This window comes from Kluyvera sichuanensis, from assembly GCF_014218705.1.
Lineage (GTDB): Bacteria > Pseudomonadota > Gammaproteobacteria > Enterobacterales > Enterobacteriaceae > Kluyvera > Kluyvera sichuanensis.
In genome coordinates, this window is record NZ_JABBJF010000002.1 from 1 (window position 1) to 23999 (window position 23999).

The following is a 23999-nucleotide window of genomic DNA, read 5'->3' on the forward strand; positions in this document are numbered from 1 at the left end:
AGCGGCTGACGATTCCCGGGCGTTCTGTGTTTGCGCTTTCTGTCCGGAACCATCCCCTGGCGTTTGAGGATATCGCCGATAGTGCTGGCAGCCGGGACCGGGAAGTCGGCCTGATGATTAAGGAGCCACATCCGCAGTTTTTTAGGTCCCCAGTCAGGATGTTTTTGCCGTAATGCCATCAGATGGGCAGCAATATCTGGCGGGACGGTGCGGGAATGTGAGAGTGGCGCGCGTGAGCGGTCGAAAAGCGTCGCAGGCTCTGAAGGGTCGAAACGCCCGAGCCATTTATAGCCCGTTTTACGACTGATGCCGAAGAGACGGCAGAGTGCGGAGAAAGACATCGTGCCAGCGTGGCTGGCACGGATAAAATCAAGACGTTGCATAGGTCGGGTCTCAGTCCAGGGCATAGCGAGTCTCCTCTTCTATGCCTGTTATAACTGTTACCCATGTATCCGGTCTAAAGTGTTACCTATGTTCCCGGTTTGTACCGAATGCGACCCCGGGTTTTCTTTACTGGTTAACCGCGTTTCGCCGTCAGCTCCGCGATACGCACAATCACCTGCACCGCCTTCTCCATCCCTTCCAGGGTCACAAACTCGTGCTTGCCGTGGTAGTTATAGCCGCCGGTAAAGAGGTTCGGGCACGGAAGTCCCATAAACGACAGCTGCGCACCGTCGGTGCCGCCGCGAATCGGTTTGAGATCCGGCTCGATGTCGCAATCGCGCATCGCCTGCTGGGCAATATCCAGAATATAAGGATGATCGGCCACCTTTTCGCGCATATTGTAATAGCTGTCTTCAATAATCAGCTCAATATAGCAATCCGGGTGCAGACCTTTCCCCACCTTCTTAGCTATCTCCATCATCTTGCGCTTACGCGCTTCAAACTGCTTGCGGTCGAAATCACGCACGATGTAGTGCATCTCCGCGCGATCCACCGAGCCTTTGATGCTGGTGAGATGGTAGAAGCCTTCGTAGCCTTCGGTGGTTTCCGGGCTCTCGTCGGCCGGCACTTCCGCGTGAATGCGGGCCGCCAGCGACAGCGCGTTGACCATCACCCCTTTCGCGGTACCCGGATGCACGTTGTTACCGACAATCTTGATGGTAATAGAGGCCGCGTTAAAGTTCTCAAACTCCAGCTCGCCCACACCACCGCCGTCTACGGTATAGGCCCACTGGGCGTTAAAGGCTTCAACATCAAAGTGCTTCGCCCCTTTGCCGACCTCTTCATCCGGGGTAAACGCCACGCGAATATCGCCGTGCGGAATGTTTTTCTCTTTCAGCACCGCCAGCGCGGTCATGATTTCGGCAATACCGGCTTTATCATCGGCACCCAGCAGCGTTTTGCCGTCGGTGGTGATAAGCGTTTGCCCCAGCAGTTGATGCAGCACCGGGAACATCACCGGCGACAGCACTTCATCACCGATCCCCAGCGCGATATCGCCGCCGCGATAGTTTTCAACAATTTGCGGATTGACGTTTTTGCCGCTGAAATCCGGAGCGGTATCAACATGGGAGATAAAACCGATCGCCGGAATATCGCCGCTGACGTTCGCCGGGAGGGTGCCCATCACCGTTCCCTTCTCGCTCAGCGTGATGTTAACCAGCCCCATTGTTTCCAATTGCTCTTTGAGCAGATGTAATAGTTTCCACTGCCCTTCGGTACTCGGCACCTGACGCACGCCGGGCTTCGACTGTGTGTCCAGTGAAACGTACTGCAAAAAACGCTCAAGCAATTTATCCATGTAGCCACCCTCACTTTTTGTGACAACATTATCAATAAGCAGGAAAACACAAATATTGCGTCAGGTCACTTTTAGCCCGGCAAAGGCCATTTTTTTCATCAATTCATCGCTAATCATCAGATATACCTAAGGTAGCTTAGACAAGGATTGGCGATTGGGTATCGTTTGCCGTAGAATGCCAGCCCTTATTAATAAATCTCAGACCTCTAAACGTCTAAAGGTGGATAACCACAAACCCCGCATCGGTAAGCCATCCGGTGTGTTGACATGGGACAGAGTAAGAAATTGAATACAAAATCGCGTTCGCTTTCACCGCTGGTGCAACTGGCGGGAATTCGCAAAGATTTCGATGGAAAAACGGTCATCTCCGATCTGAACCTGACCATCAATAACGGCGAGTTCCTCACGCTGCTTGGCCCCTCTGGCTGCGGTAAAACAACCGTTCTTCGCCTTATCGCTGGGCTGGAAAACGTCGATGCCGGGACCATCCATCTGGAAAACCAGGACATCACCGACGTGCCCGCCGAAAACCGCCACGTCAATACCGTGTTCCAGAGCTACGCGCTCTTCCCGCATATGACCGTTTTCGAAAACGTCGCCTTCGGCCTGCGGATGCAGAAAACCCCGGCAAACGACATCAGCCCACGGGTTCACGATGCGCTGCGTATGGTGCAGCTTGAAGAGTTTGCCCAGCGTAAACCGCACCAGCTCTCCGGCGGGCAGCAACAGCGCGTCGCCATTGCCCGCGCCGTGGTCAACAAGCCGAGCCTGCTGCTGCTTGATGAATCCCTCTCCGCGCTCGACTACAAGCTGCGTAAGCAGATGCAGAACGAACTGAAAGCGCTGCAGCGCAAGCTCGGGATCACCTTCGTGTTCGTCACCCACGATCAGGAAGAAGCCCTGACCATGTCCGACCGTATCGTGGTGATGCGCGACGGCAAAATTGAGCAGGACGGCACGCCGCGCGAAATCTACGAAGAGCCGAAGAATCTGTTCGTGGCGAGCTTTATTGGCGAGATTAATATCTTCAACGCCACCGTTATTGAGCGTCTCGACGAGCTGCGCGTTCGCGCCAGCGTCGAAGGCCGCGAATGCAATATTGACGTCAAATTCCCGGTCACCCCAGGGCAGAAGCTCAACGTTCTGCTGCGCCCGGAAGATCTGCGCGTCGATGAAATTCACGACGGCACCGACGTCGACGGCCTGATTGGCTACGTGCGCGAGCGTAACTATAAGGGCATGACGCTGGAGTCAGTGGTGGAGCTTGAGAACGGCAAGATGGTGATGGTCAGCGAATTCTTCAACGAAGACGACCCCGACTTTGACCACTCGTTAGATCAGAAAATGGCGATTAATTGGGTAGAAAGCTGGGAGGTTGTACTGGCTGATGAAGAGCACAAGTAAGTTCCAGAATGTGGTGATTGCCACCATCGTCGGTTGGCTTGTGCTGTTTGTGTTCCTGCCCAACCTGATGATCATCATCACCAGTTTCCTGACGCGTGATGATGCCAACTTCGTCCAGATGGTCTTTACCCTGGACAACTACGCCCGGCTGCTTGACCCGCTATATGCCGAGGTGCTGCTGCACTCGCTGAACATGGCGTTTATCGCTACGCTGGCGTGCCTGGTGCTGGGCTATCCCTTCGCCTGGTTTCTGGCGCGCCTGCCGCATAACGTGCGCCCGCTACTGCTGTTCTTGCTGATTGTTCCCTTCTGGACCAACTCGCTGATTCGCATCTACGGGCTGAAAATTTTCCTCAGCACTAAGGGCTACCTCAACGAATTCCTGCTATGGCTAGGCATTATTGATACCCCTATCCGCATCATGTTCACCCCCAGCGCGGTGATTATCGGCCTCGTCTATATTCTGCTGCCGTTTATGGTAATGCCGCTCTACTCCAGCATTGAAAAGCTCGATAAACCGCTGCTGGAAGCGGCGAAAGACCTCGGCGCCAGCAAGCTGCAAACCTTTATCCGCATCATCATTCCGCTGACCATGCCGGGGATTATCGCCGGCTGCCTGCTGGTAATGTTACCGGCAATGGGGCTGTTCTACGTTTCCGACCTGATGGGCGGCGCGAAAAACCTGCTGATTGGTAACGTCATCAAGAGCCAGTTCCTCAACATCCGCGACTGGCCGTTTGGCGCGGCCACCAGCATTACGCTGACCGTGGTGATGGGGCTGATGCTGCTGGTGTACTGGCGCGCTTCGCGCCTGCTGAACAAGAAGGTGGAGCTGGAATGATCGGTCGACTGCTGCGCGGCGGCTTTATGTCCGCCATTTATGCCTATCTGTACATCCCGATTATTATTTTGATCGTCAACTCGTTTAACAGTTCGCGCTTCGGGATCAACTGGCAGGGCTTCACCACCAAGTGGTACAGCCTGCTGATGAACAACGACAGCCTGCTACAGGCGGCCCAGCACTCGCTGACGATGGCGATTTTCTCCGCCACCGCCGCCACGCTGATTGGCTCGCTCACCGCCGTGGCGCTCTACCGCTATCGCTTTCGCGGCAAACCGTTCGTCAGCGGCATGCTGTTCGTGGTGATGATGTCACCGGATATCGTGATGGCGATTTCCCTGCTGGTGCTGTTTATGCTGCTCGGTATTCAACTGGGCTTCTGGTCGCTGCTGTTCTCGCATATCACCTTCTGCCTGCCGTTTGTGGTGGTCACCGTCTACTCGCGCCTCAAAGGCTTTGACGTGCGTATGCTGGAAGCGGCGAAAGACCTGGGCGCCAGCGAACTGACCATTCTGCGCAAAATTATTCTGCCGCTGGCGCTGCCAGCGGTGGCCGCAGGCTGGTTGTTAAGCTTTACCCTGTCGATGGATGACGTGGTGGTCTCGTCGTTCGTGACCGGGCCAAGCTATGAAATTCTGCCGCTGAAGATCTACTCGATGGTGAAAGTTGGCGTTTCACCGGAAGTGAACGCACTGGCGACGATTTTGCTGGTGCTGTCGCTGGTGATGGTCATTGCCAGCCAGCTGATTGCACGAGATAAAACCAAGAGCCTGAAGGTCAGGCACTAAACTCAGGGGACGTAAAATGAAAAAATGGTCACGCCACCTGCTCGCGGCAGGTGCTTTAGCGCTCGGCATGAGTGCGGCCCACGCGGACGATAGCAAAACGCTCTATTTCTATAACTGGACAGAGTACGTGCCGCCAGGCCTTCTGGAACAGTTCACCAAAGAGACCGGCATCAAGGTTATCTATTCGACCTACGAGTCGAACGAAACCATGTACGCCAAGCTTAAGACCTACAAAGACGGCGCCTACGATCTGGTGGTGCCGTCGACCTACTTTGTCGACAAAATGCGCAAAGAGGGCATGATCCAGAAGATCGATAAAAGTCAGTTGAGCAACTTTAAGAACCTCGACCCGGAGATGCTCAACAAGCCGTTCGATCCGAACAACGACTACTCGATCCCCTACATCTGGGGCGCAACGGCGATTGGTATCAACAGCGATGCCATTGACCCGAAAACCGTCACCAGTTGGGCCGACCTGTGGAAGCCGGAATATAAAGGCAGCCTGCTGCTGACCGACGATGCCCGTGAAGTATTCCAGGTGGCGCTGCGCAAGCTCGGCTACTCCGGTAACACTACCGACCCGAAAGAGATTGAAGCGGCCTACAACGAGCTGAAAAAGCTGATGCCAAACGTGGCAGCGTTCAACTCCGACAACCCGGCTAACCCGTATATGGAAGGCGAAGTGAATCTGGGGATGGTATGGAACGGTTCTGCGTTCGTGGCCCGTCAGGCCGGTACGCCGCTGGAAGTGGTGTGGCCGAAAGAAGGCGGTATCTTCTGGATGGACAGCCTCGCTATTCCGGCCAATGCCAAAAACAAAGAGGGCGCGCTGAAGCTGATTAACTTCCTGCTGCGCCCGGACGTGGCAAAAGAGGTGGCGGAAACCATCGGCTACCCAACGCCAAACCTGGCGGCGCGCAAGCTGCTGAGCCCGGAGGTCGCCAACGACAAATCGCTCTACCCGGATGCCGAGACCATTAACAAAGGCGAATGGCAGAACGATGTCGGCAGCGCCAGCACGCTGTATGAAGAGTATTACCAGAAGCTAAAAGCGGGACGTTAATTATCGCCCCGCTAGCCCGGCAGGCACCGCGCCGCCGGGCTACACCAGCGCTATCTCCGCCGTAAAATGCATCTCCTCTCCCGCACTCAGCAACACTAACCCCGGCTGTCCGTCCATCGAATGCGCATCGACCGGATGGGTTTGCGGTTCAAGACAGACAAACGCTTCGCCTGGTGGGTGATACAACATCAGCCAGGGCGTACGGGCCGTTAACTGTACCGTCATGTCCGATCGCCGTAGCGTCGCCACGCCGCCCCAGCCCGAATAGCCGACATTTTGCCAGCGGTCGGCGACCGGCGCAGGCCGATTAAAGTCGGCGTCTTCAGGCAGCACAGGCTGCCATCGCTCAGGTAAATGTCGTTCCCCTTCTGGCCAGTAACCAGCAGAAGAGAATGTCAGCGTCGTGTCGCTATCTAGGGTAAAGAACGGGTGGATCCCCATACCATACAGCATCGGTTTGGCCCCGCGATGGCGCAGCGTTATCGCCACCTGCAAACGTGCTTCTACCAGCGTATAGCTCAGCTCGGCCTGGTAATCGAAGCCGCAGCGGTGCCGCTGGCTCAGGGTCAGAACGCAGCGTTGCGCCGCCTGTGATACCACCGTCCAGCGGCTTACCCAGCCGTCGCCATGCAGGAAGAAGTCGTTATCCACCGGGGAGTCCGGCAGCGTTATCCGCTCTCCCGCCAGGCTAAAGCGATTGTCGCGTACTCGGTTCGCCACCGGAAGCATGGGAAACAGGGCCACATCATCCGGCCGCGCCCCCTTCCCTGCCCGCAGTAGCGGCTGGCCGTCAGCCACCCGCTCGAGACTCTGCACGGCGCCACCTTGCGGGGTAATGCGCATCCGCAGATGCGCATTCTCAAGCAGCAGTTCGGTCATCAGTGCGCCCGACCGGTATTGGTTGCCGTTGCGCTTTTCTGGTGGCCCGCCGCCAGCTGCTCTTCGAGCGCCTCCAGGGTCACGCCTTTCGTCTCAGGCACGTTACGCAGGATGTAGAGATAGCCCAGCGCGCAAATAACACCATAGAGCGTGAAGCTGCCTGCTGCGCCCAGCCCGGCGTTCAGTAGCGGGAAGGTATAGGTCAGCAGGAAACAGGCCACCCACAGCGCCAATGTTGCCAATGACATCGCCAGCCCACGCACGCGGTTAGGGAAAATCTCCGCCAGCAGCACCCAGGTGACCGGCGCCAGCGTCAGCGCATAAATGGCGATCGCCGCCAGCACCAGCAGCAGCACCGGCCAGCCCATAATGCCCAGCGCGTAGGCTCCGGCAATCAACGCGTAGATAACCGTTAAGCCGCTCGCCCCCAGCAGCATCAGCTTGCGACGCCCCAGTTTATCCACCAGCGGCAGCGCGGCGATGGTGAAGACCAGGTTGATAATCCCGGTTGCGACTATCGATTTCAGCGTGCCGTTGATATCAAACCCGGCGGAGGCAAAAATCTCCTGCGCATAGTTGAAAATCACGTTGATGCCGCACCACTGCTGGAAGATAGCCAGTACGACGCCCATGATAACGACCGGCTTAACCTGCGGCTGTAACAGCGTAGAGAAAGCAACCCGCTGGCTGTCTTTCGCCAGCGTATGGGCGATATCGTTCAGGGTACGGCTGGCGTATTCCGGTGAACCAATGCGTTCCAGCATCTGGCGGGCGCGAGCCTCTTTCCCGGCCTTCATCAGCCAGCGCGGCGATTCCGGTACGATAAACAGCAGCAGTAAAAAAGCCACCGCAGGCAGAAGCTCCGCGCCAAACATCCAGCGCCAGCCCGTTTGCCCGTTCCAGCTTTCAACAATCGCCTGCTGGGTTGCCCCGGCGGCGACCGGCTCGGCAATCAGCAGGTTCACCAGCTGCGCCGCCAGCACGCCAATCACGATAGTCAGTTGGTTGATAGCCACAAAGCGACCGCGTTTTTCCGCCGGGCTCACTTCGGCGATATAGAGTGGGCTGAGCGCAGAGGCCAGCCCAATCCCGACGCCGCCGACGATGCGATACACCACAAACATGTCAAAGTTGCTGGCCATCGCCGTTCCCCACGCCGACGCGCTGAAGAGAATGGCCGCCAGAATAAGCGGCAGTCGGCGACCAAATTTGTCGGCACACCAGCCCGAAACCAGCGCGCCGAGCACGCAACCCACTAGCGCCGAGCTCATCGCCCACCCGGACTGCGCCGGATCGGTGATATTGAAATAGGCTTCATAGAACGGCTTGGCACCGCCGATCACCACCCAGTCATAGCCAAATAGCAGCCCGCCGCAGGCGGCGACCAGGCAGATGGTCCAGACGTACCCCATTTTTAATTCTGTAGCTTTCATGTTGATTTCCTCAGTCGGAAAACGCAGGGTCAGAGTGGCGGGTGGCTCGTGCCACCCGCTGTTATGTTATGGCAACAGCTCGCGTTTCAACACATGACGGAACAGGTGTGCTTTGTCATGAGCCGGATTCAGCGCCAGCAGGCGGGTCAGCAATTCACTGGCGCGTTCACGTTCTCCCAGCCCCAGCCAGCCCAGCGCCTCGATAAACAGACAGTGCTGCTGATGCTGCTGGCGACTATCGCTATCCAGCGCCACCAGGTCCGGCAAGGACACCGCGAAGAAATCACTCTCCGGCGCAATATCACGATTCGCTTCAGCCCAATGGATAAAGCTGCGGAAATGCGCGTCAGCCCCGGCGTGATCGCCGAGAACCCGGCGCGCCATCCCCTGCCAGAAGAGGTAGTCGGCAGGCTGGTCGTTGTAGTATCGTCCGGCCTCCAGCACCGATTCGCCGTCACGGGCACGGCTGAAGTAGTACCGCGCCTGTTCGTGCTGGCCCATCTGAGAGGCATAGACACCCAGCAGATACCAGATGTCGTTATCCGTTTGCCCCGGCAGGCGGCCTTCACCAAGGTTATGCGGGTAGTGCAGCGCGGCTTCCAGCAGTGCGGTGGCCTTGTGGGGATCGTCCTGTGCTAACGCCCGATGCATCTGGTTGAGCAAATACTGGCCGGTAACCTTCCCCTCACCGCCTTCCCATGGATGGAAGACACGGTCGCGCAGTACCTCTGCGGCAGCGTCATAATCACCGTGGGCATGCCACAGGCTGAGCAGCTCGGCGGTCAGATCGTCGCGGCGGAAGACCACGCTCAGGCGGTCATTAAGCCGAGTTAATCGGGTCTCAACGCTTTCTGCGTTCAGCTTCGCAAGACAGTCCAGCTCAAACAGGAAGCGCGCATTCTCGGGTTCCAGCGCCACCGCTTGCGCCAGACTTTGCGCCGCTGCATCGGCATCGTGCTGTTTGTTCCACTGCCAGATACCCAGCAGACGGTGAGCCGGGGCAAAGGTCGGTTCCAGCGTCAGGGTTTGCTGCCAGCAGGCTACCGCTTCGTCGTAACGACGTTTGCTGTACCAGAAGCAGCCCAGCAGCCAGATAGCAAAAGGTGAGTCCTGGAGTTGTTGCAGCATCTGCACTTCATCCAGGGTGTTAGGGAAGCGCACCCGGCGGGCAAAGGCCTGCCGCGCCCGTTGCAGGTTGGCAGCACGATCGTCGCCCAGCGCCGCGCGCCACAGCAGCGGCAGCGTCTCCTGGCTATCGAGAACGGCCAGCAGCGTTCGCGCGTCCTCGCGCAGGCCCAGCGAGACAAGCCAGCCGGCCAGAATGCTGGCGTTGGTTCCGCGCTGTCCCGTCACCTGCAGCAGAGCATCACGATCGGCAGCATCACCACGGATCGCAAAGCGCGCATAGTGCAGCGGGTAGCTCAGCGGATAGTGTGAAAGCTGTTGGGCAGTCCAGCGCAGCGCTTCGTCTTCCCGACCGAGACGCGCCAGAACCAGCGCCTTCAGCCCCATCGCCAGGTTGTTGCTGCCGTTAAACAGCAGGCTTTTCTCCACTTTTTCCAGCGCATCAGCATAGTCACCGCGCTTCATCGCCAGTCGCGCCAGCGCCCAGAAGGCCGCATCGCGACAGTTACCGCTCCAGCTCGCTTTGTAATAGCTATCCCATGCCGCATCGTCGTTACCCTGACGCTCCAGCGCCGTTGCCAGCAGCCAACTAGCCTCACCATCGCGCGGGTTTTTATTCAGACGATGCGTGCGCACCAGCGCGGCTTCCGCGCACTGCTGCGCCTGCACCCAGTCGGCAGCATTCAGCGCCAGCGTACCGAGCGCGACGTTATTGCGATAGTCGTGAGGGTCGATAGCCAGCGCACGACGGTAGTAGTCCTGCGCATGACGGCTGGCATGGTTATACTGCTCAAGGTGCTGGCCGATGAAATAGAGTTCATCCGGGTTATCAAGCGCCTCTGGCTGCGCCGGGGCTTGTGCAGCATCCGGCAGCGGGGTCTCCTGTGGAATATGTTCGTCGTAGCGCAGCAGCGTGGTTCCGGTGGTATCAAGCACTGCCAGCGATAAACGTTGCGGCCCCGGCGACGGCAGCGTCTGCTGCCAGCTTTCCCCCGGCGTTAATGAGATAACGGTCTCCCACTGCGATTCGCCCTCTGCCGTCAGCACAACGCTGACTTCATGCAGTGGGGCCACGGCGTAGACGCCCAGCGTGATGTTATCGTCCTGGCGTTCCAGTTTGATAGCCAGGGTCGTGCTGGCGTTGTGCACCCGCCCCAATTCACCATATGGCAGGAAGTTCTGCACAAAGACCTTCTCTTCAAACGGGGCCAGCCAGGTGAAGTCAGGCTGATTATCGGTGTAGACCCCGGTCATCAGTTCAATGTACGGGCCGTTCTCATCGGTCAGGTTGCGATCCCAGGCCTGGCCAAAATCACCGTAGCCCCAGCTCCACTGTTTTTTGCCCGGTGAGACGTGATGGTCTGCAACGTGCAGCAGCCCGCCATGTTCGCCGTGATGGTAGGCGCCAACAAAGTCATAGTCTGATTTTTCCGCCATATAGGAGGTCGGTACCGGCACGTTTTTATAGCGTGAGATATCCACGCCAGCCGAGTAGTCCACCTTGTAATACGTCCCGGTGGCGATAGGGAATGCCGATACGGCGCGCTTGCCGTGGTCGAAAACGGCGGTCACGTCCGGTGGGAAGATGCTCTGGTGATCGTCACCGCCCTTCACCGCCGGGTTAGCCCACCAGAGGAAATGACGCGGAGTGGCGTTGCCGTTAAAGACCTTACCGGTAATTTCAATGAGCGCCCGGTCCGGATACAGCGTGAAGCCCGCCATCACCTGCAGACCGCGCATCGGCTCCACTTCGCCCATCCATACCGTCTGTTCGCCCTGCTTGCCTGCCTGGATAGTGACGTCAACCGGCATAAAGGTGGTCGGGCGGTGATGCTGCGGCCAGTTAAACTCGATACCACCGGAGATCCACGGTCCCAGCAGACCAACCAGCGCCGGTTTCACCACTTCGTTGTAGTAGACAAAGTCACGCTCACGGACTTTATCGTAGGCACGATGAATACGCCCACCGAGCTCCGGTAGCAGCATGACGCGGATGAAATCATTCTCCATCCAGACCGCCTGGTAGTCGCGCATTTCACGCTCACCGGTCAGGGTATCAATCACCCCATAAGGCCAGACCGCGCCAGATGAGCCCTGATAGACGCGTTTTTCGAGAAACATGGGGTTAGGATCTTCGGCGCCGGTGGTCCATGTCGGGAGGGATACGGTTTCTTGCCAAACCTTCACTGCACTGTACATTCAGCTCTCCACTAAATAAATTGAAGTGAAATGGGGGAATGACAACATTCTGGCTGAGCATGTCGCGGTTAAAATGCGCAATGCTCACGCAATACAGTTAAGGGAGTTAAGTAAATGTTGCGAACCGGTTTTAATAATGCCCGGGTCAGGCAGACCAATAAGCAGGTATTTCTTGGTCATTTATGGCGCGAAAAGCAGCTCAGTAAGTCCCGGCTGGCGCAGATAACCGGGCTGTCGATCCCGGCAGTCAGCAATATTCTGCAGGAGCTGCTGGATGAAGGCCGTATTACCCATTCGCGGGAAAACCTCAGCCAGCGCGGGCTCAACAGCGGCAGCTTCCAGATCCCCACCGATGGCGCCTGGCTGCTGTGTATGAACGTGTCGCCTACCCACATCAGCAGCCAGTTAGCCGATAGCCGGCTGCTCCCCATCGGCGACGTGCAGCACGAAACCATTAGCGCCCCGCAGCCCACCGCGTTGATTAGCGCCATTGCGGCCCACTGGCGGCGGTATAGAAAGCAGCATCCGCAGGCCATCATTAACCTGGCGCTTGGTGTACATGGTCAGGTCGACCCGGTGACCGGGGTTTCGCAAACCATGCCGCAGGCACCGTGGAAAGCGCCGCTGGAAATCCGCTATCTGCTGGAAGAACAACTGGGCATACAGGTGCGTCTGGATAATGACTGTGTGATGCTGGCGTTGGCGGAGAAATGGCAAAATCCGGCGGCGCTGGAAGACTTCTGCGTGATTAATGTCGATTACGGCATTGGTTCATCGTTCGTGATTAACGACAGGATTTGGCGCGGGAGCCTGTATGGTTCGGGACAAATTGGCCATACCATCATCAACCCCGATGGGATGGCCTGTGACTGCGGTCGCTACGGCTGTCTTGAGACGGTGGCGTCATTAAGTGCGTTGAAAAAGCAGGCCCGTATCTGGTTAAAATCTCGTCCTGGTAACCAGAGTCTCGACCCCGATAACCTCACCACCGCACAGCTGATCGATGCCTGGCGGCGCGGAGAAGGTCCGGTACGGGCGTGGGTGGAAAACGCGGCCAGCGCTATTGGGCTAAGCTTGTATAACTTTCTGAATATTCTCAACATTAATCAGATCTGGCTGTATGGTCGAAGCTGTGCCTTTGGCGAACCCTGGCTGAACACCATTATCCGCCAGACCGGGTTTAACCCTTTCGATCACGGCGATACGCCGAAAATTAAGGCCACGCAGATTGGATTCGGTCAATTGACCCCGGGGCAGCAGTTATTGGGCAGCGGTTATCTCTACGTCGAGGCATTGCTGAGTGAAGTTTAACCAACACAATGTAGCCCGGCCAAGCGCAGCGTCGCCGGGATGACAGCAATAAAAAAAGCGGAGCCTGAGCTCCGCTTTTTCATTGTCATAACCCAAACATCAAATTTCTTTCAGCAGCTTCGCCACAAACGCTGGCACCACTTCGCTTGCCAGACCATAGTGCTTCTCTTCAAATTCACTGCCGACCTGGCTTGGCTCAAGGTTCAGCTCGACGGTATGCGCACCGTGCAGCTTCGCTTCGTGAACAAAACCCGCCGCCGGGTAGACGTGGCCCGATGTGCCGATGGCGATAAAGATATCCGCCCTCGCCAGCGCCATATAGATATGGTCCATCTCAAACGGCATTTCGCCAAACCAAACGATATGCGGGCGCAGCGGCGCCGGGAACTGGCAGCAGTGGCAGCGATCGTCAACGGTCAGATCGCCCGGCCAGTCAAACACCTGGCCGCTTTGGGTGCAGCGCACCTTGAGCAGTTCGCCGTGCATGTGCAGCACGTTTTTATTGCCCGCGCGTTCATGCAGATTGTCGATGTTCTGCGTCACCACCAGCACGTTCTCACCCAACGCCTCTTCCAGCCTTGCCAGCGCCAGATGCGCCGGATTCGGCGCAATCTCCGCCTGCTGTAGCTGACGACGGCGTTCGTTGTAGAAGCGTTGCACCAGCTCAGGATCGCGGTGGTAGCCTTCCGGCGTCGCCACGTCCTCAACCCGATGCTCTTCCCACAGCCCGTCCGCCGCGCGGAAGGTCCGAATGCCCGACTCCGCCGAAATGCCTGCGCCCGTCAGTACGACCACTCTTGGTTTATCCATCTCTTCTGGCATCACCCTGTCCGTAAAGAAAATTCGCTGGCGCAGACGCTGGCGCAGCTGACGTTTATTCCGACGAAAACGGCTCAATCGATGTAAGCGGCGCGACTGCATATCTACTCCATGTTAGTTGGTCAGATGAAGGAACGCCGCGCCGCGCATCCCCCCTGCATCACCGTGACGGGCGCGCTCAATGCGCGGCGTACGGGCTACAGGCAGTAAATGACGCGGTAAGCGTTGCGCTAGTCCATCGGCGATCGCTGTAAAATTAGATAACCCACCGCCGAGCACCACCAAATCCGGGTCGACGATGGTCAGGATGTTGCCAAGGCACACCGCAAGCAGATCCAGATAGCGTTCAACGTGCTCACGCGCGTTAGGATCCCCTTGCTGCCAGAGAGCAACAATTTCCGGCGAGGTCAGCGGCTGCTGATAAAAATGCGCGTACAGCCACGCAAAACCACGACCGGATAAATAGTTTTCAATGCAGCCGGACTGGCCGCAGCCGCAGCGGGTAAGCGGAAAATCACGCCCCACCACTTCCAGCGCATCCACCGGCAGGCGAATATGGCCAAACTCGCCGGTAATATAGCTATGACCGGTAATCGATTTACCGTTCAGAACGATACCGCCGCCAACGCCGGTGCCGAGAATCAGCCCCATCACCAGCGGATACTGGGTGAACTCGTCGTCCCAGGCTTCGGAAATCGCGAAACAGTTGGCGTCGTTATCCAGACGGACGTCGCGATCGAGCAAACGGCTTAAGTCTGCGCGCAGCGGTTTGCCGCTGGCCGCCGGGACGTTAGCCGCATACAGCAAACCGCCCTCGGTTTCCGGCATGCCGGGAATGCCTATCCCCACTGTACCCCGACAGTCAAAGCGTTCGTCGGCCTCTTTTACCAGTGCGATGACCGCGTCAAGAAAGCTTTCATAGCTCTCTTTCGGCGTGGGAACGCGCGTTTCCCACCGTAGCTGGCGCGATGAATCAAATACGCCAAGTGCAATCTTGCTGCCGCCAATGTCAAATCCGTAATGCATCATGGTTCATTCCTCTAACTGACGCGCGCAGCAGCAAGGCCACACGGTCAGGACGTCAAATTACTGGCCACTCAGCACCCTCGCAGGGTCGATTCGGCTGGCGCGACGGGCGGGATACCAGCTCGCCAGCAGACTCAGCAACAGTGCCGTGACCAGCACATAAACGACATCCAGCCAGTGCAATTCAGACGGCAGGAAGTCGATAAAATAGATGTCGCCAGATAAGAACTGGTGACCAATAAGTTTTTCAATCACGTTGATAATGTTGGTCAGGTACAGGGAGCCAAGCACCCCAATCACCACGCCACACACGCTGCCCAGCAGGCCAGCCAATAAACCATACCACACGAAAATGGCGCGAATCAGCCCGTCTTTGGCGCCCAGTGTGCGCAGCACCGCAATATCGCTGCTTTTATCTTTCACCGCCATCACCAGCGTGGAGACGATGTTAAAGCAGGCCACGCCGATCACCAGCACCATCGCCAGATACATAATGGCGCGGATCATCTGGATGTCGCGGTACATGTAGCCGTAGGTGCCAATCCAGCTTTTGATATAGACGTAATTGTTGGTCACTTCGCCTGCGTCACGCACCAGCTTGTTGGCGTTAAAGACGTCGTTCACCTTGATGGCGATACCGGAGATGCTTTCGCCCATGTCGAGATACTGCTGGGCGTCCTGCATTGGGATCATCGCAAAGCTGTGGTCGAGCTGGCCGCTTAGCTGCAGAATCCCCGTTACGTGCAGGCGCACGCGTTTTGGCTGCAGCAGCTTATGTTCCGGATTCGAGTTCGGGATCATGATGGAGACCCAGTCTCCCGCCTTCACCTTCAGCGCATCGGCCACGCCTTTGCCGAGAATAATCTGCTGTTCACCGGCTTTAAAATTAGCCCATGCTTCAGCCTGGATAAAACGCGGCAGCGCGCTGAGCTTGCTCTCCTGCACGGGATCAACGCCCTTCACCTGGATGGCGCGCAGGTTGCTGCCGCTCTCGACCAGGCCGGTAAAGTTGATGTACGGCGCCGCGGCTTCAATGCCCTTCACCGCTTCCACTTTTGGCAACACGTTCTGCCAGTGATTCCACGGCTGGTTCACCGCTTCAATTTCACCGTGCGGCACCACCGCCAGAATGCGGTTATTCAGCTCACGCTCAAAACCGTTCATCGCGCTAAGGCCAACGATCAGCACCGCTACGCCCAGCGCGATGCCGACCGTAGAGATCACGGAAATCAGCGACACCATGCCGCCGCGCCGACGGCCGCGGCTAAAGCGCAGGCCGATCAGTAATGAGAGGGACGGAGCCATTAATGCGCTCCCATCAGGGTCAGTTGGTCGCTCAGGTGGCCATCGCACATTTCGAGCTGACGGCCCATTCGTTTCGCCAGTTGAAGATCGTGCGTCACCACCAGGAAAGCGGTGCCCTGCGACTGATTCAATTCACCCAGCAGTTTGAAGATGCTGTCAGCATTTTTCGCATCAAGGTTACCGGTTGGTTCATCGGCCAGCACCAGGCGTGGGTTATTCACCAACGCACGGGCAATCGCCACGCGCTGACGTTCGCCGCCGGAGAGCTCCGATGGACGGTGGCTCGCGCGATGCTCAAGCCCTACCGCTTTCAGCATTTCCAGCGCACGGGTGGTGATTTCAGCCGTTTTCTTCTTGCCAATCAGCAGCGGCATCGCCACGTTTTCCAGCGCGGTAAAGTCCGGCAGCAGATGGTGGAACTGGTAGATAAAACCGAGTTTCTGATTACGCAATTCAGCTTTCGCCGCCGAAGAGAGCTTACTCATCGGTTGACCGCTGAAAATCACGTCGCCGGTGGTTGGCGTATCCAGCCCGCCGAGCAGGTGCAGCAGCGTACTTTTACCGGAACCGGAGGTGCCGACAATCGCCATCATTTCGCCTTCGCCAATGCTGAAGCTGACATTGTGCAGAACGTCGGTTTGCACATTGCCTTCCTGATAGCGTTTGCACAGGTTGTCGCATTGCAACAGGATCTTATTCATAACGTAAAGCCTCAGCGGGTTGAGTGGCGGCAGCGCGCCAGGAAGGGTAAAGCGTCGACAGCAGCGCCAGGGCCATCGCCACCAGCGCAATCACGATAACCTGCAGCGGCTCGATGGCAACCGGCAGCGCCGCACCGTCGAGGAACGCGCCGATAATCGGCATTAAATTGTTGAGCTGGCTAGCCAGCAGCACGCCAAGCACCGCGCCTAGCAGCGCGCCAATAATGCCCGCGCTGGCGCCTTGCACCATAAAGACGGTGAGGATCTGTCGCGGCGTCAGCCCTTGGGTTTGCAGAATGGCGACTTCGCCCTGCTTCTCCATGACCATCAGCCCCAGCGAGGTGATGATGTTAAACGCGGCAACGGCGACGATCAGGCTCAGCAGCAGCCCCATCATGTTCTTTTCCATGCGCACGGCCTGGAACAGCTCGCCTTTACGCTCGCGCCAGTCCTGCCATTTGGTGCCCTGCGGCAATGTTTGCTGGCTCAGAGTATCCACCTGCAGCGGTTTATCCAGCCACAGACGCCAGCCGGTGATATTCCCCAGCGGGTAGAGCATCAGGCGGGAAGCATCCTGAATATTGACCAGCATCTGGTAACCGTCGACCTCGCTGTTGGCAGCAAAAGTACCAATCACCGTAAACAAGCGCTGGCTCGGCAGGCGACCCATCGGCGTAAACTGGCTGGCAGAAGGCACCATCACGCGAATTTGATCGCCACGGTTAACCCCGAGCTGCCCGGCAAGCTGTTCGCCGAGAATGACGTTATATTTTCCGGCGGTGAGATCGGTCTGTTTGACGTTGACCAGGTACGGCGTGAGCGGATCTTTTTGCGCCGGGTCGATCCCCAGCATCACCCCGACCGAAACGCTACGTGCGCTTTGCAGCACCACATCACCGGTGGTAAGCGGTGCGACGCGCGTTACGCCCTGAAGCTTCGCGCTCTGTTCCGGGTGCTGTTGTGGGTTGAGGGAGCCCTGTTCGGCTGTCAGAATGGCCTGCGGCATCAGCCCCAGAATGTTGTTTTGCAGCTCGCGTTCAAAGCCGTTCATCACCGAAAGTACGGTCACCAGCGCCATCACGCCAAGCGTGATGCCGATAGTCGACAGCCAGGAAACAAAGCGACCGAAGCGGTCCGCTGCTCGCCCACGCATGTAGCGCAGGCCGATAAATAGTGCGACAGGTTGGTACATGTAATCCGTCTGGTTGCTGAAAGCAGATGCACGAGTATATAAGCGAAAGCAGGATGGGTAAATGACTGAACCGTAAGCGCAAGGCTGACAATCGCTGACGAAAGGACGCAAACATTGAAATTTTGGTCGTCACGGACAATAGTGATGTTTTCCCTTTATTTGCGAATTCATGATGATCCGCACCGTAAATCCTCTGCTGTTATCCGCAGGCGCGGCGCTTCTGGCGCTGTTCCTGATTTATACCGGCGTGAACGCCGCTGAAAAAGTGACCTGGCTGATGGAGGTCACCCCGGTGATTATCGTTGTGCCGCTGCTGCTATTCACGGCGAAACGCTATCCCCTCACCCCGCTGCTTTACACGCTGATTTTCTTTCACGCCATTATTCTGATGGTCGGCGGTCAGTACACCTACGCGAAGGTACCGATTGGCTTTGACATACAGGCCTGGCTTGACCTCAGCCGTAACCCGTACGACAAACTGGGGCATTTCTTCCAGGGGCTGGTGCCAGCGCTGGCGACGCGCGAAATCCTGCTGCGTGGGCACATTGTACGCGGGCGTAAAATGCTGGCGTTTCTGGTCTGCTGCGTAGCGCTCGCCATTAGCGCAACCTACGAGCTGATTGAGTGGTGGGCGGCGTTGGCAATGGGGCAAGGTGCAGATGATTTTCTCGGCACTCAGGGCGACCTGTGGGATACGCAGTCGGATATGTTCTGTGCCCTGCTGGGTGCGCTGACAACGGTTATCGTACTGGCGGGTTGGCACTGCCGACAGTTAAAAGCTGCCGGATGGCGCTAACGCCATCCGGCAATCCTCACAATACGCCCTACCCGCGTCGGAACTTGATAATCAAAATCGGCATGGCGAACACCAGCGTCATCAAATTCGCCATGCTGACCGCCGTATCTTCAATCATCACGCCGTAAATCAGCCACATTATTAGTCCGCAAACGAACATAATGTACATCAGGCCGGAGATCCCCTGGGTGTTGCGGGTAGCAATCACCTTAATGGCCTGCGGTAAGAACGACAGCGTCGTCAGGCATGCGGCCGCATAGCCAATCCAGGAAGCCCACTCCATGTTTACGCCTGCGCATCGCGGGTAACGGGAATCGGCCTGACCGGCACCTCTTGCGATGCAGCAGGCGTCGGCACTTTGCGGTATTTATCCAACAGGTGAATCTGAATTTTACGCAACTGGTCGCCGTTCAGACGGTAGAAGCGGAAATAGAGCACCAGGGTAATCGCAAAGAACACGACAGGCAGCACAATCATGATGAACTGCATACCGAGCACGGTTTCAGCAGACTGGGCAACGTTTGGCGTATAGCCAATCACCCCGAGCACTACCGCGATAAAGAAGGCGGCAAACGCCGACCCGCCCTTCACCACCATCGTCTGCACCGCATAGGCGATACTTTCGCAGCGAACGTTAAACTTGTACTCGCCGTAATCGACGGTATCCGCCACCATTATCACCTGCAGAACCCAGAACAGCGCGGTACCGACGTTCAGGAAAATCCCCGCAAGGCAGATGACCAACACGTTCGCCGAACCCGCCAGCGCCATCAGTAACAGCACGCCGCCGCTGACCATCGGCAGAAGTGACGCCCCCGCCCACAGCACTCGTCGCGACAGCGCCTTCGCCAGACGCGGGAACAGCACCAGCGTCAGCAGGTTGGCCGCCCCGGCATAGGAGAGGTAGTACGGGAACAGATCCGCATCACCGACCACGTAGGTGAAATAGTAAATGGCAAAGCCGGTGATGATATTCGACGCCACGTTGTAGGCCAGCGCCATCCCCAACAGGCAGGAGAGCTGATCGTTTTTGTAGATGAGGGCGAGAATGGATTTCAGCGACAGGCGGCTGCTGTCCGCCGTGGCATCGCTGTCTGACGAGAAGACTTCATGGACGTTGCGCAGCGTGACAATCGTCGAGGCGATAAAGAACGCGATCAGCACCAGCGTGAACATCTGGAAGCCAAATCCCCGGTCCGCGCCGCCCACGTAGTTCACAAACGGTAGCGTAATCCCAGCAGTAACGAACCCGGCGAGGCTGGCAAAAAAGCGCGGGAACGGCACCAGCTGTTCGCGTTCGCGCTTATCCAGGGTAATGGTGGGTACCAGCGACCAGAACGGAATATCCATCAGGGTATAGGTCGTGCCCCACAGGATGTAGGTGATGCAGACGAACACCACCTGCGTAGTGCCTTCAAACAGGTGGGCGCTGAACAGTAAAAACAGCACCAGCGAGTTCGCCAGCGTGCCGAGCAGGATCCACGGCTTAAACTTGCCCCATCGCGTTCGCGTAGCGTTCACCACCCAGCCCATGATCGGGTCGTTGAACGCATTCCAGATTTTAGCCACCAGAAACAGCGTGCCCACCAGGCCTACCGATAATCCCACCACGTCGGTGTAGTAGTACATCAGGTACATGTAGACGATACCGATGGCGAAATCCTTACCAAACGCACCGAATCCGTAACTGAGTTTTGTTGTCAGAGAGATGCTCATAGGGTACCAGGTCGCTGTTACCAGCGCCCGCCTTCTGTTATTAGAGAGGTAAGCGCCGGGTCTTACGCCCGGCGCAGTTGGGCTTAACGGTGCAGCCAGGCCGGCAGCCAATCGCCGTGTGAGGCAATCAGGTCATCCACCAGCGCGTAAATCTCTTCAATGCCCAGCACTGCGGCGGTATGCGGGTCCATCAGCGCCGCGTGGTAAACGCGGTCGCGGTTTTCGGTCAGAATCGCTTCGGTCAGCAGCGTCTGCACGTTGATATTGGTTTGCATCATAGCCGCCAGATGAGACGGAATCGTACCCACTTTGGTTGGCTGAATACCGTTGGCATCCACCAGGCACGCTACCTCAACGCAGCTGCCCTGCGGCAGGTTATCGATAAGCCCGTCGTTACGAACGTTGCCGTAAATCACGCTCGGCTCACCGGTCCAGATAGCGTTCATAATGGTGCTAGCGTATTCACGGGACGGTTTGATATCGATGCGGTCGGCGGTTTTGTACTCTTCCAGCTCTTTATGCCAGTTCGCCAACTGCTCGACGCAACGTTTTGGATACTCGTCCAGCGGCACCTTATAGCGTTCAATCAGATCCTCGCGCCCCGGTTTGATAAACCACGGGGTGTATTCTGCAAAGTGCTCTGACGACTCGGTGACAAAATAGCCCAGCTTTTTAAACATCTCATAGCGCACGATATTCTGGCAGCGTTCATTGCCGTGAATATTCGGTTTCGGCGCCTGCCCCGCGTCATAGGCGGCCAGCAGTTCTGGGTAGAGGTTAACATAGCGACCGTCGGCGGTTTTACGCTCCAGCTCCAGATAGAACGCCATATGGTTAATCCCGGCGCTGCGATAGCGCAGCGTGGCAGGGTCGATATTCAGGTCGCGAGCCAGCTCTTCCGCCGTACCCTGTACCGAGTGGCACAGCCCCACCTGCTTGATGTGCGGATAACGGGCGTACATGGCCCAGGTGTTCATCGCCATCGGGTTAACGTAGTTCAGCATGGTGGCATCAGGGCAGACTTCGGTCATGTCGTCGCAAATTTGCCACAGGTGCGGGATGGTGCGTAGCGCACGCATAATGCCGCCAGGCCCGAGGGTATCGGCAATGGTCTGCTCCAACCCGTGGCGTTTGCAGACCTCAAAATCGGTCACGGTGCACGGCTCGTAGCCGCCAATCTGGAAGGCGACCACCACAAAATCAGCGCCCTGTAGCGCCGCTTTGCGGTCGGTATGGCAGGTGATATGGCCGGATGCACCGGCGGAATCCATCAGTTTACGCACCACAATGTGCGACTCTTCAAGGCGCGTCTCATCGATATCCATCAGGGCGATATGCGCTGATTTAAGTGCCTCGCGATGAAAAACATCGCCCAGGATATTTTTAACGAAAATGGTTGAACCCGCGCCGATAAAGGTAATTTTTGGTGCTGTCATCATGACTCTCCAGAAACAGTAGTGAACGCCTTTATCGTGGCACGCGCCCTGGATGAAAACCTCCGTCTTCCCTGATGAGCATTCCCAAAAACTCAGATCTGATGCCGCTCGCGACAAGATCTGAGTTTTTGGGAGTAAATTGACTAAAAAGCAGAGTATCCGGCCTGCTAATCAGGCTAGTATCTGTTTATAACCGCCGAACTGGTCAGACGCTCTATGCAGGATTGCCTGAATCGTTTGGTAGATAGGGTGGTGCTAAATGCCGCTTTTGCGCTAATGGCAAGTACGACGATTAAAAGCAGAGGGGGGGGTAAAATTTATGACAAATATTGCCACCCTTGCAAACTGCTGCTAATGTAGACAATGACAGTATGCCAGCACGGTCATTCAGACCGTTGGCCAATGAGATAAGGTGTAAAACGATGACAACCACGATTTCCCAAAAGTCGGCTCGCGAAATGCTTGGCAACCCTGAGCAATTCAGAGGTGGGGTCTATATCACCAAAAATGGCACGACAGAGCTGTTTGTGCAGACCGCCGACGAACGTGAAGCGGAACTGGCCGAACGCCAGCTGCACATGGAAACTGCAGCCATGCTGAAACTGGTCGGGTTGTCCCAGCGTGATTATGAGGAAGGCCATTATAGTTCTGGTCGCGATGCCCTTGCCCGCAGGAGAGCGGCGGAGTAACAGTGGGTCCAGGAGGACAACGTGACGATCGTATACATTACCAGGACTGCCGAGCAAACGCTCGATGTCATAGAAGCGTACAAAGCGACACGGATGCCGCTGAAAGAGGCCCAGGCTTTCACGGCCGACTTACTGGAGCGGGCACTCGACGCGATTGAAACCAATCCGACGCGCTACCCACCAGACCCAGGTGCCCTGCAAATGGGCATAACGCTGCAACGCTGGTTAGACGTAGATTCGCAGTATCTCTGCCTATATCGATATTTCCCCAAAGAAGATATGGCCCTTCTGGACATTTTCTCCAGTACCCGCCAGAACTATCTCTCTTTGCTCTACATGGTCCAACTCTCCCGGCCCTAAGCACAATGGCTCGCATTCGGAGGCCTCTAACGCTTTCAGCAAAATACACATTTTCCGGTAAGCACTGACGCCGCAGACTTGCACCTACAACTCACCGAAACATAGCTAACGGATATAATAGCACCCGCGTTTGAGTCTGCCCTGCTGGCATGATTCTGATAATTCAGGAAACGGAGTCACCATGAGCGACGAGCCAATCACCTTTCTGCCCCGCGATCCGCATATGTGCAACGGCGATGAAAAGCAGACCCGTAGCCCACTGTCGCTCTATTCTGAATACCAGCGCATGGACATTGAACTGCGTCGGCCGCACGCCATGCCTGCCAGCCACTGGCACGGTCAGGTGGAGGTCAACGTGCCGTTTGACGGCGATGTGGAGTATCTGATTAACAATGAAGTGGTGCAGATTAAACAGGGACACATCACCCTGTTCTGGGCCTGTACTCCGCATCAGCTGACGCGACCGGGCGACTGTCGGCAGATGGCGATTTTCAGCCTGCCGATGCACCAGTTTCTCTCCTGGCCGCTGGACCGGGAGCTGATTAACCACGTCACCCACGGCATGGTGGTGCAATCGCTGGCGACCCAGCAGCTCAGCACCTTTGAAGTACTGCGCTGGCAGCAGGAGGCCTACAGCCCAAACGAACAGATTCGCCAGTTGGCGATCGATGAAATCGGCCTGATGCTCAAACGCTTTAGCCTCTCCGGCTGGCAGCCCATCCTGCTTAACAAAACCTCGCGTACCCACAAGAACAGCGTCTCGCGCCACGCGCAGTTTTACGTCAGCCAGATGCTGGGCTTTATTGCCGATAACTACGATCAGGCGCTGACCATTAACGACGTGGCGGATCACGTCAAGCTCAACGCCAACTATGCGATGGGCATTTTTCAGCGCGTGATGCAGCTCACCTTAAAGCAGTACATCACCGCCATGCGCATTAACCACGTACGCGCCCTGCTGAGCGACACCGATAAAACCATCCTTGATGTGGCGATGACGGCGGGCTTTCGTTCCAGCAGCCGCTTCTACAGCACCTTCAGTCGCTACGTCGGCATGTCGCCGCAGCAGTACCGCAAGCTAAGCCAGCAGAAGCGACAAACTCTCTGATCCGCCGGATTCATCATTTTATGCGGTTGCACTCCCGCCGCCATCACGGATAATAAGTACAGCA

22 protein-coding genes are annotated in these 23999 nt (G+C 57.0%); 9 read left to right on the top strand and 13 right to left on the bottom strand.

Going from position 1 to position 23999, the window contains the following annotated elements; genetic code table 11:
• Both HII27_RS02355 and pepT read right to left on the bottom strand, forming a co-directional pair.
• A partial coding sequence (locus HII27_RS02355) for a helix-turn-helix domain-containing protein (RefSeq protein ID WP_185666381.1) occupies positions 1-407 on the bottom strand: 407 nt, incomplete at its 3' end.
• A gap of 110 nt (positions 408-517) precedes the next feature.
• Positions 518-1744, bottom strand: coding sequence for a peptidase T (pepT, locus tag HII27_RS02360; protein WP_185666382.1), 1227 nt, complete (start codon positions 1742-1744; stop codon positions 518-520).
• Between the two features lie 267 nt (positions 1745-2011).
• Here pepT and potA point away from each other — a divergent pair, with 267 nt between their 5' ends.
• The 4 genes from potA to potD are packed head-to-tail and all read left to right on the top strand — an operon-like array spanning position 2012 to position 5840.
• Entirely contained in the window at positions 2012-3148 is a 1137-nt protein-coding gene (gene potA / locus HII27_RS02365) for a spermidine/putrescine ABC transporter ATP-binding protein PotA (protein ID WP_185666383.1), read from the top strand.
• Positions 3132-3989: a spermidine/putrescine ABC transporter permease PotB gene (gene potB / locus HII27_RS02370; protein WP_185666384.1), complete on the top strand. Its 858-nt coding sequence runs from the start codon at positions 3132-3134 to the stop codon at positions 3987-3989. The genes potA and potB overlap by 17 nt, the downstream gene beginning before the upstream one ends.
• Positions 3986-4777 carry a spermidine/putrescine ABC transporter permease PotC gene (gene potC, locus HII27_RS02375; RefSeq protein ID WP_185666385.1) on the top strand — a complete coding sequence of 264 codons (792 nt, stop codon included), beginning with the start codon at positions 3986-3988 and terminating at the stop codon, positions 4775-4777. Before potB ends, potC begins: the two co-directional genes overlap by 4 nt.
• A gap of 16 nt (positions 4778-4793) precedes the next feature.
• The gene (potD, locus tag HII27_RS02380; RefSeq protein WP_185666386.1) at positions 4794-5840 is read left to right on the top strand and encodes a spermidine/putrescine ABC transporter substrate-binding protein PotD; all 1047 of its coding nucleotides are present in this window, start codon (positions 4794-4796) and stop codon (positions 5838-5840) included.
• Between the two features lie 39 nt (positions 5841-5879).
• Here potD and HII27_RS02385 read toward each other — a convergent pair whose 3' ends face one another.
• The 3 genes from HII27_RS02385 to HII27_RS02395 form a co-directional block, all read right to left on the bottom strand.
• Positions 5880-6719: an aldose 1-epimerase gene (locus HII27_RS02385; RefSeq protein ID WP_185666387.1), complete on the bottom strand. Its 840-nt coding sequence runs from the start codon at positions 6717-6719 to the stop codon at positions 5880-5882.
• Positions 6719-8152 (bottom strand): sugar porter family MFS transporter, encoded by a 1434-nt coding sequence (locus HII27_RS02390; RefSeq protein WP_185666388.1) that lies wholly within the window; start codon positions 8150-8152, stop codon positions 6719-6721. The genes HII27_RS02385 and HII27_RS02390 overlap by 1 nt, the downstream gene beginning before the upstream one ends.
• A gap of 66 nt (positions 8153-8218) precedes the next feature.
• Positions 8219-11476, bottom strand: coding sequence for a DUF5107 domain-containing protein (locus HII27_RS02395; protein WP_185666389.1), 3258 nt, complete (start codon positions 11474-11476; stop codon positions 8219-8221).
• A gap of 114 nt (positions 11477-11590) precedes the next feature.
• Between HII27_RS02395 and HII27_RS02400 the strand changes: the two genes are divergently transcribed.
• Positions 11591-12787, top strand: a complete 1197-nt coding sequence (locus HII27_RS02400) for an ROK family transcriptional regulator (protein WP_185666390.1) — start codon at positions 11591-11593, stop codon at positions 12785-12787.
• 99 nt (positions 12788-12886) lie between these two features.
• On the opposite strand, the gene cobB is transcribed toward HII27_RS02400, so the two are convergent.
• The 5 genes from cobB to lolC are packed head-to-tail and all read right to left on the bottom strand — an operon-like array spanning position 12887 to position 17830.
• Positions 12887-13708, bottom strand: coding sequence for a Sir2 family NAD+-dependent deacetylase (gene cobB, locus HII27_RS02405; RefSeq protein WP_185666391.1), 822 nt, complete (start codon positions 13706-13708; stop codon positions 12887-12889).
• 12 nt (positions 13709-13720) lie between these two features.
• Entirely contained in the window at positions 13721-14632 is a 912-nt protein-coding gene (nagK, locus tag HII27_RS02410; protein WP_185666737.1) for an N-acetylglucosamine kinase, read from the bottom strand.
• Positions 14633-14692: 60 nt separating this feature from the next.
• The gene (gene lolE / locus HII27_RS02415) at positions 14693-15937 is read right to left on the bottom strand and encodes a lipoprotein-releasing ABC transporter permease subunit LolE (RefSeq protein ID WP_185666392.1); all 1245 of its coding nucleotides are present in this window, start codon (positions 15935-15937) and stop codon (positions 14693-14695) included.
• Complete coding sequence (gene lolD / locus HII27_RS02420; RefSeq protein ID WP_185666393.1) at positions 15937-16638, bottom strand: lipoprotein-releasing ABC transporter ATP-binding protein LolD; 702 nt, start codon at positions 16636-16638, stop codon at positions 15937-15939. The genes lolE and lolD overlap by 1 nt, the downstream gene beginning before the upstream one ends.
• A complete protein-coding gene (gene lolC, locus HII27_RS02425; protein WP_185666394.1) occupies positions 16631-17830 on the bottom strand; it encodes a lipoprotein-releasing ABC transporter permease subunit LolC in 1200 nt (399 codons plus the stop codon). Before lolC ends, lolD begins: the two co-directional genes overlap by 8 nt.
• A 172-nt stretch (positions 17831-18002) precedes the next feature.
• On the opposite strand from lolC, the gene HII27_RS02430 reads away from it, so the two are divergent.
• Positions 18003-18626 (top strand): DUF2238 domain-containing protein, encoded by a 624-nt coding sequence (locus HII27_RS02430; RefSeq protein ID WP_185666738.1) that lies wholly within the window; start codon positions 18003-18005, stop codon positions 18624-18626.
• A gap of 28 nt (positions 18627-18654) precedes the next feature.
• Here the strand turns inward: HII27_RS02430 and HII27_RS02435 are convergent, their stop codons facing one another.
• The 3 genes from HII27_RS02435 to melA form a co-directional block, all read right to left on the bottom strand.
• Entirely contained in the window at positions 18655-18909 is a 255-nt protein-coding gene (locus HII27_RS02435; protein ID WP_185666395.1) for a SemiSWEET transporter, read from the bottom strand.
• 2 nt (positions 18910-18911) lie between these two features.
• Entirely contained in the window at positions 18912-20342 is a 1431-nt protein-coding gene (melB, locus tag HII27_RS02440) for a melibiose:sodium transporter MelB (protein ID WP_185666396.1), read from the bottom strand.
• An 83-nt stretch (positions 20343-20425) separates the two neighbouring features.
• Positions 20426-21781 carry an alpha-galactosidase gene (gene melA / locus HII27_RS02445; protein WP_185666397.1) on the bottom strand — a complete coding sequence of 452 codons (1356 nt, stop codon included), beginning with the start codon at positions 21779-21781 and terminating at the stop codon, positions 20426-20428.
• Positions 21782-22200: 419 nt separating this feature from the next.
• Between melA and HII27_RS02450 the strand changes: the two genes are divergently transcribed.
• The 3 genes from HII27_RS02450 to melR all read left to right on the top strand — a co-directional run bounded on the left by HII27_RS02450 (position 22201) and on the right by melR (position 23935).
• Positions 22201-22467 (top strand): hypothetical protein, encoded by a 267-nt coding sequence (locus HII27_RS02450; RefSeq protein WP_185666398.1) that lies wholly within the window; start codon positions 22201-22203, stop codon positions 22465-22467.
• 21 nt (positions 22468-22488) lie between these two features.
• Positions 22489-22827, top strand: a complete 339-nt coding sequence (locus HII27_RS02455; RefSeq protein ID WP_185666399.1) for a hypothetical protein — start codon at positions 22489-22491, stop codon at positions 22825-22827.
• Positions 22828-23008: 181 nt separating this feature from the next.
• The gene (gene melR / locus HII27_RS02460) at positions 23009-23935 is read left to right on the top strand and encodes a transcriptional regulator MelR (protein ID WP_185666400.1); all 927 of its coding nucleotides are present in this window, start codon (positions 23009-23011) and stop codon (positions 23933-23935) included.
• Positions 23936-23999: the final 64 nt, after the last annotated feature.

Excerpts from the sequence above, each read along its gene's own strand:
- HII27_RS02430 (WP_185666738.1), top strand. The coding sequence starts at position 18,003 with ATGATCCGCACCGTAAATCCTCTGCTGTTATCCGCAGGCGCGGCGCTT.
- HII27_RS02390 (WP_185666388.1), bottom strand. The coding sequence starts at position 8,152 with ATGAAAGCTACAGAATTAAAAATGGGGTACGTCTGGACCATCTGCCTG.
- lolE (WP_185666392.1), bottom strand. The coding sequence starts at position 15,937 with ATGGCTCCGTCCCTCTCATTACTGATCGGCCTGCGCTTTAGCCGCGGC.
- cobB (WP_185666391.1), bottom strand. The coding sequence starts at position 13,708 with ATGCAGTCGCGCCGCTTACATCGATTGAGCCGTTTTCGTCGGAATAAA.
- potC (WP_185666385.1), top strand. The coding sequence starts at position 3,986 with ATGATCGGTCGACTGCTGCGCGGCGGCTTTATGTCCGCCATTTATGCC.
- potB (WP_185666384.1), top strand. The coding sequence starts at position 3,132 with ATGAAGAGCACAAGTAAGTTCCAGAATGTGGTGATTGCCACCATCGTC.
- lolD (WP_185666393.1), bottom strand. The coding sequence starts at position 16,638 with ATGAATAAGATCCTGTTGCAATGCGACAACCTGTGCAAACGCTATCAG.
- HII27_RS02400 (WP_185666390.1), top strand. The coding sequence starts at position 11,591 with ATGTTGCGAACCGGTTTTAATAATGCCCGGGTCAGGCAGACCAATAAG.
- melA (WP_185666397.1), bottom strand. The coding sequence starts at position 21,781 with ATGATGACAGCACCAAAAATTACCTTTATCGGCGCGGGTTCAACCATT.
- HII27_RS02450 (WP_185666398.1), top strand. The coding sequence starts at position 22,201 with ATGACAACCACGATTTCCCAAAAGTCGGCTCGCGAAATGCTTGGCAAC.
- melR (WP_185666400.1), top strand. The coding sequence starts at position 23,009 with ATGAGCGACGAGCCAATCACCTTTCTGCCCCGCGATCCGCATATGTGC.
- HII27_RS02435 (WP_185666395.1), bottom strand. The coding sequence starts at position 18,909 with ATGGAGTGGGCTTCCTGGATTGGCTATGCGGCCGCATGCCTGACGACG.
- HII27_RS02395 (WP_185666389.1), bottom strand. The coding sequence starts at position 11,476 with ATGTACAGTGCAGTGAAGGTTTGGCAAGAAACCGTATCCCTCCCGACA.
- melB (WP_185666396.1), bottom strand. The coding sequence starts at position 20,342 with ATGAGCATCTCTCTGACAACAAAACTCAGTTACGGATTCGGTGCGTTT.
- lolC (WP_185666394.1), bottom strand. The coding sequence starts at position 17,830 with ATGTACCAACCTGTCGCACTATTTATCGGCCTGCGCTACATGCGTGGG.
- potD (WP_185666386.1), top strand. The coding sequence starts at position 4,794 with ATGAAAAAATGGTCACGCCACCTGCTCGCGGCAGGTGCTTTAGCGCTC.
- nagK (WP_185666737.1), bottom strand. The coding sequence starts at position 14,632 with ATGCATTACGGATTTGACATTGGCGGCAGCAAGATTGCACTTGGCGTA.
- potA (WP_185666383.1), top strand. The coding sequence starts at position 2,012 with ATGGGACAGAGTAAGAAATTGAATACAAAATCGCGTTCGCTTTCACCG.
- HII27_RS02385 (WP_185666387.1), bottom strand. The coding sequence starts at position 6,719 with ATGACCGAACTGCTGCTTGAGAATGCGCATCTGCGGATGCGCATTACC.
- pepT (WP_185666382.1), bottom strand. The coding sequence starts at position 1,744 with ATGGATAAATTGCTTGAGCGTTTTTTGCAGTACGTTTCACTGGACACA.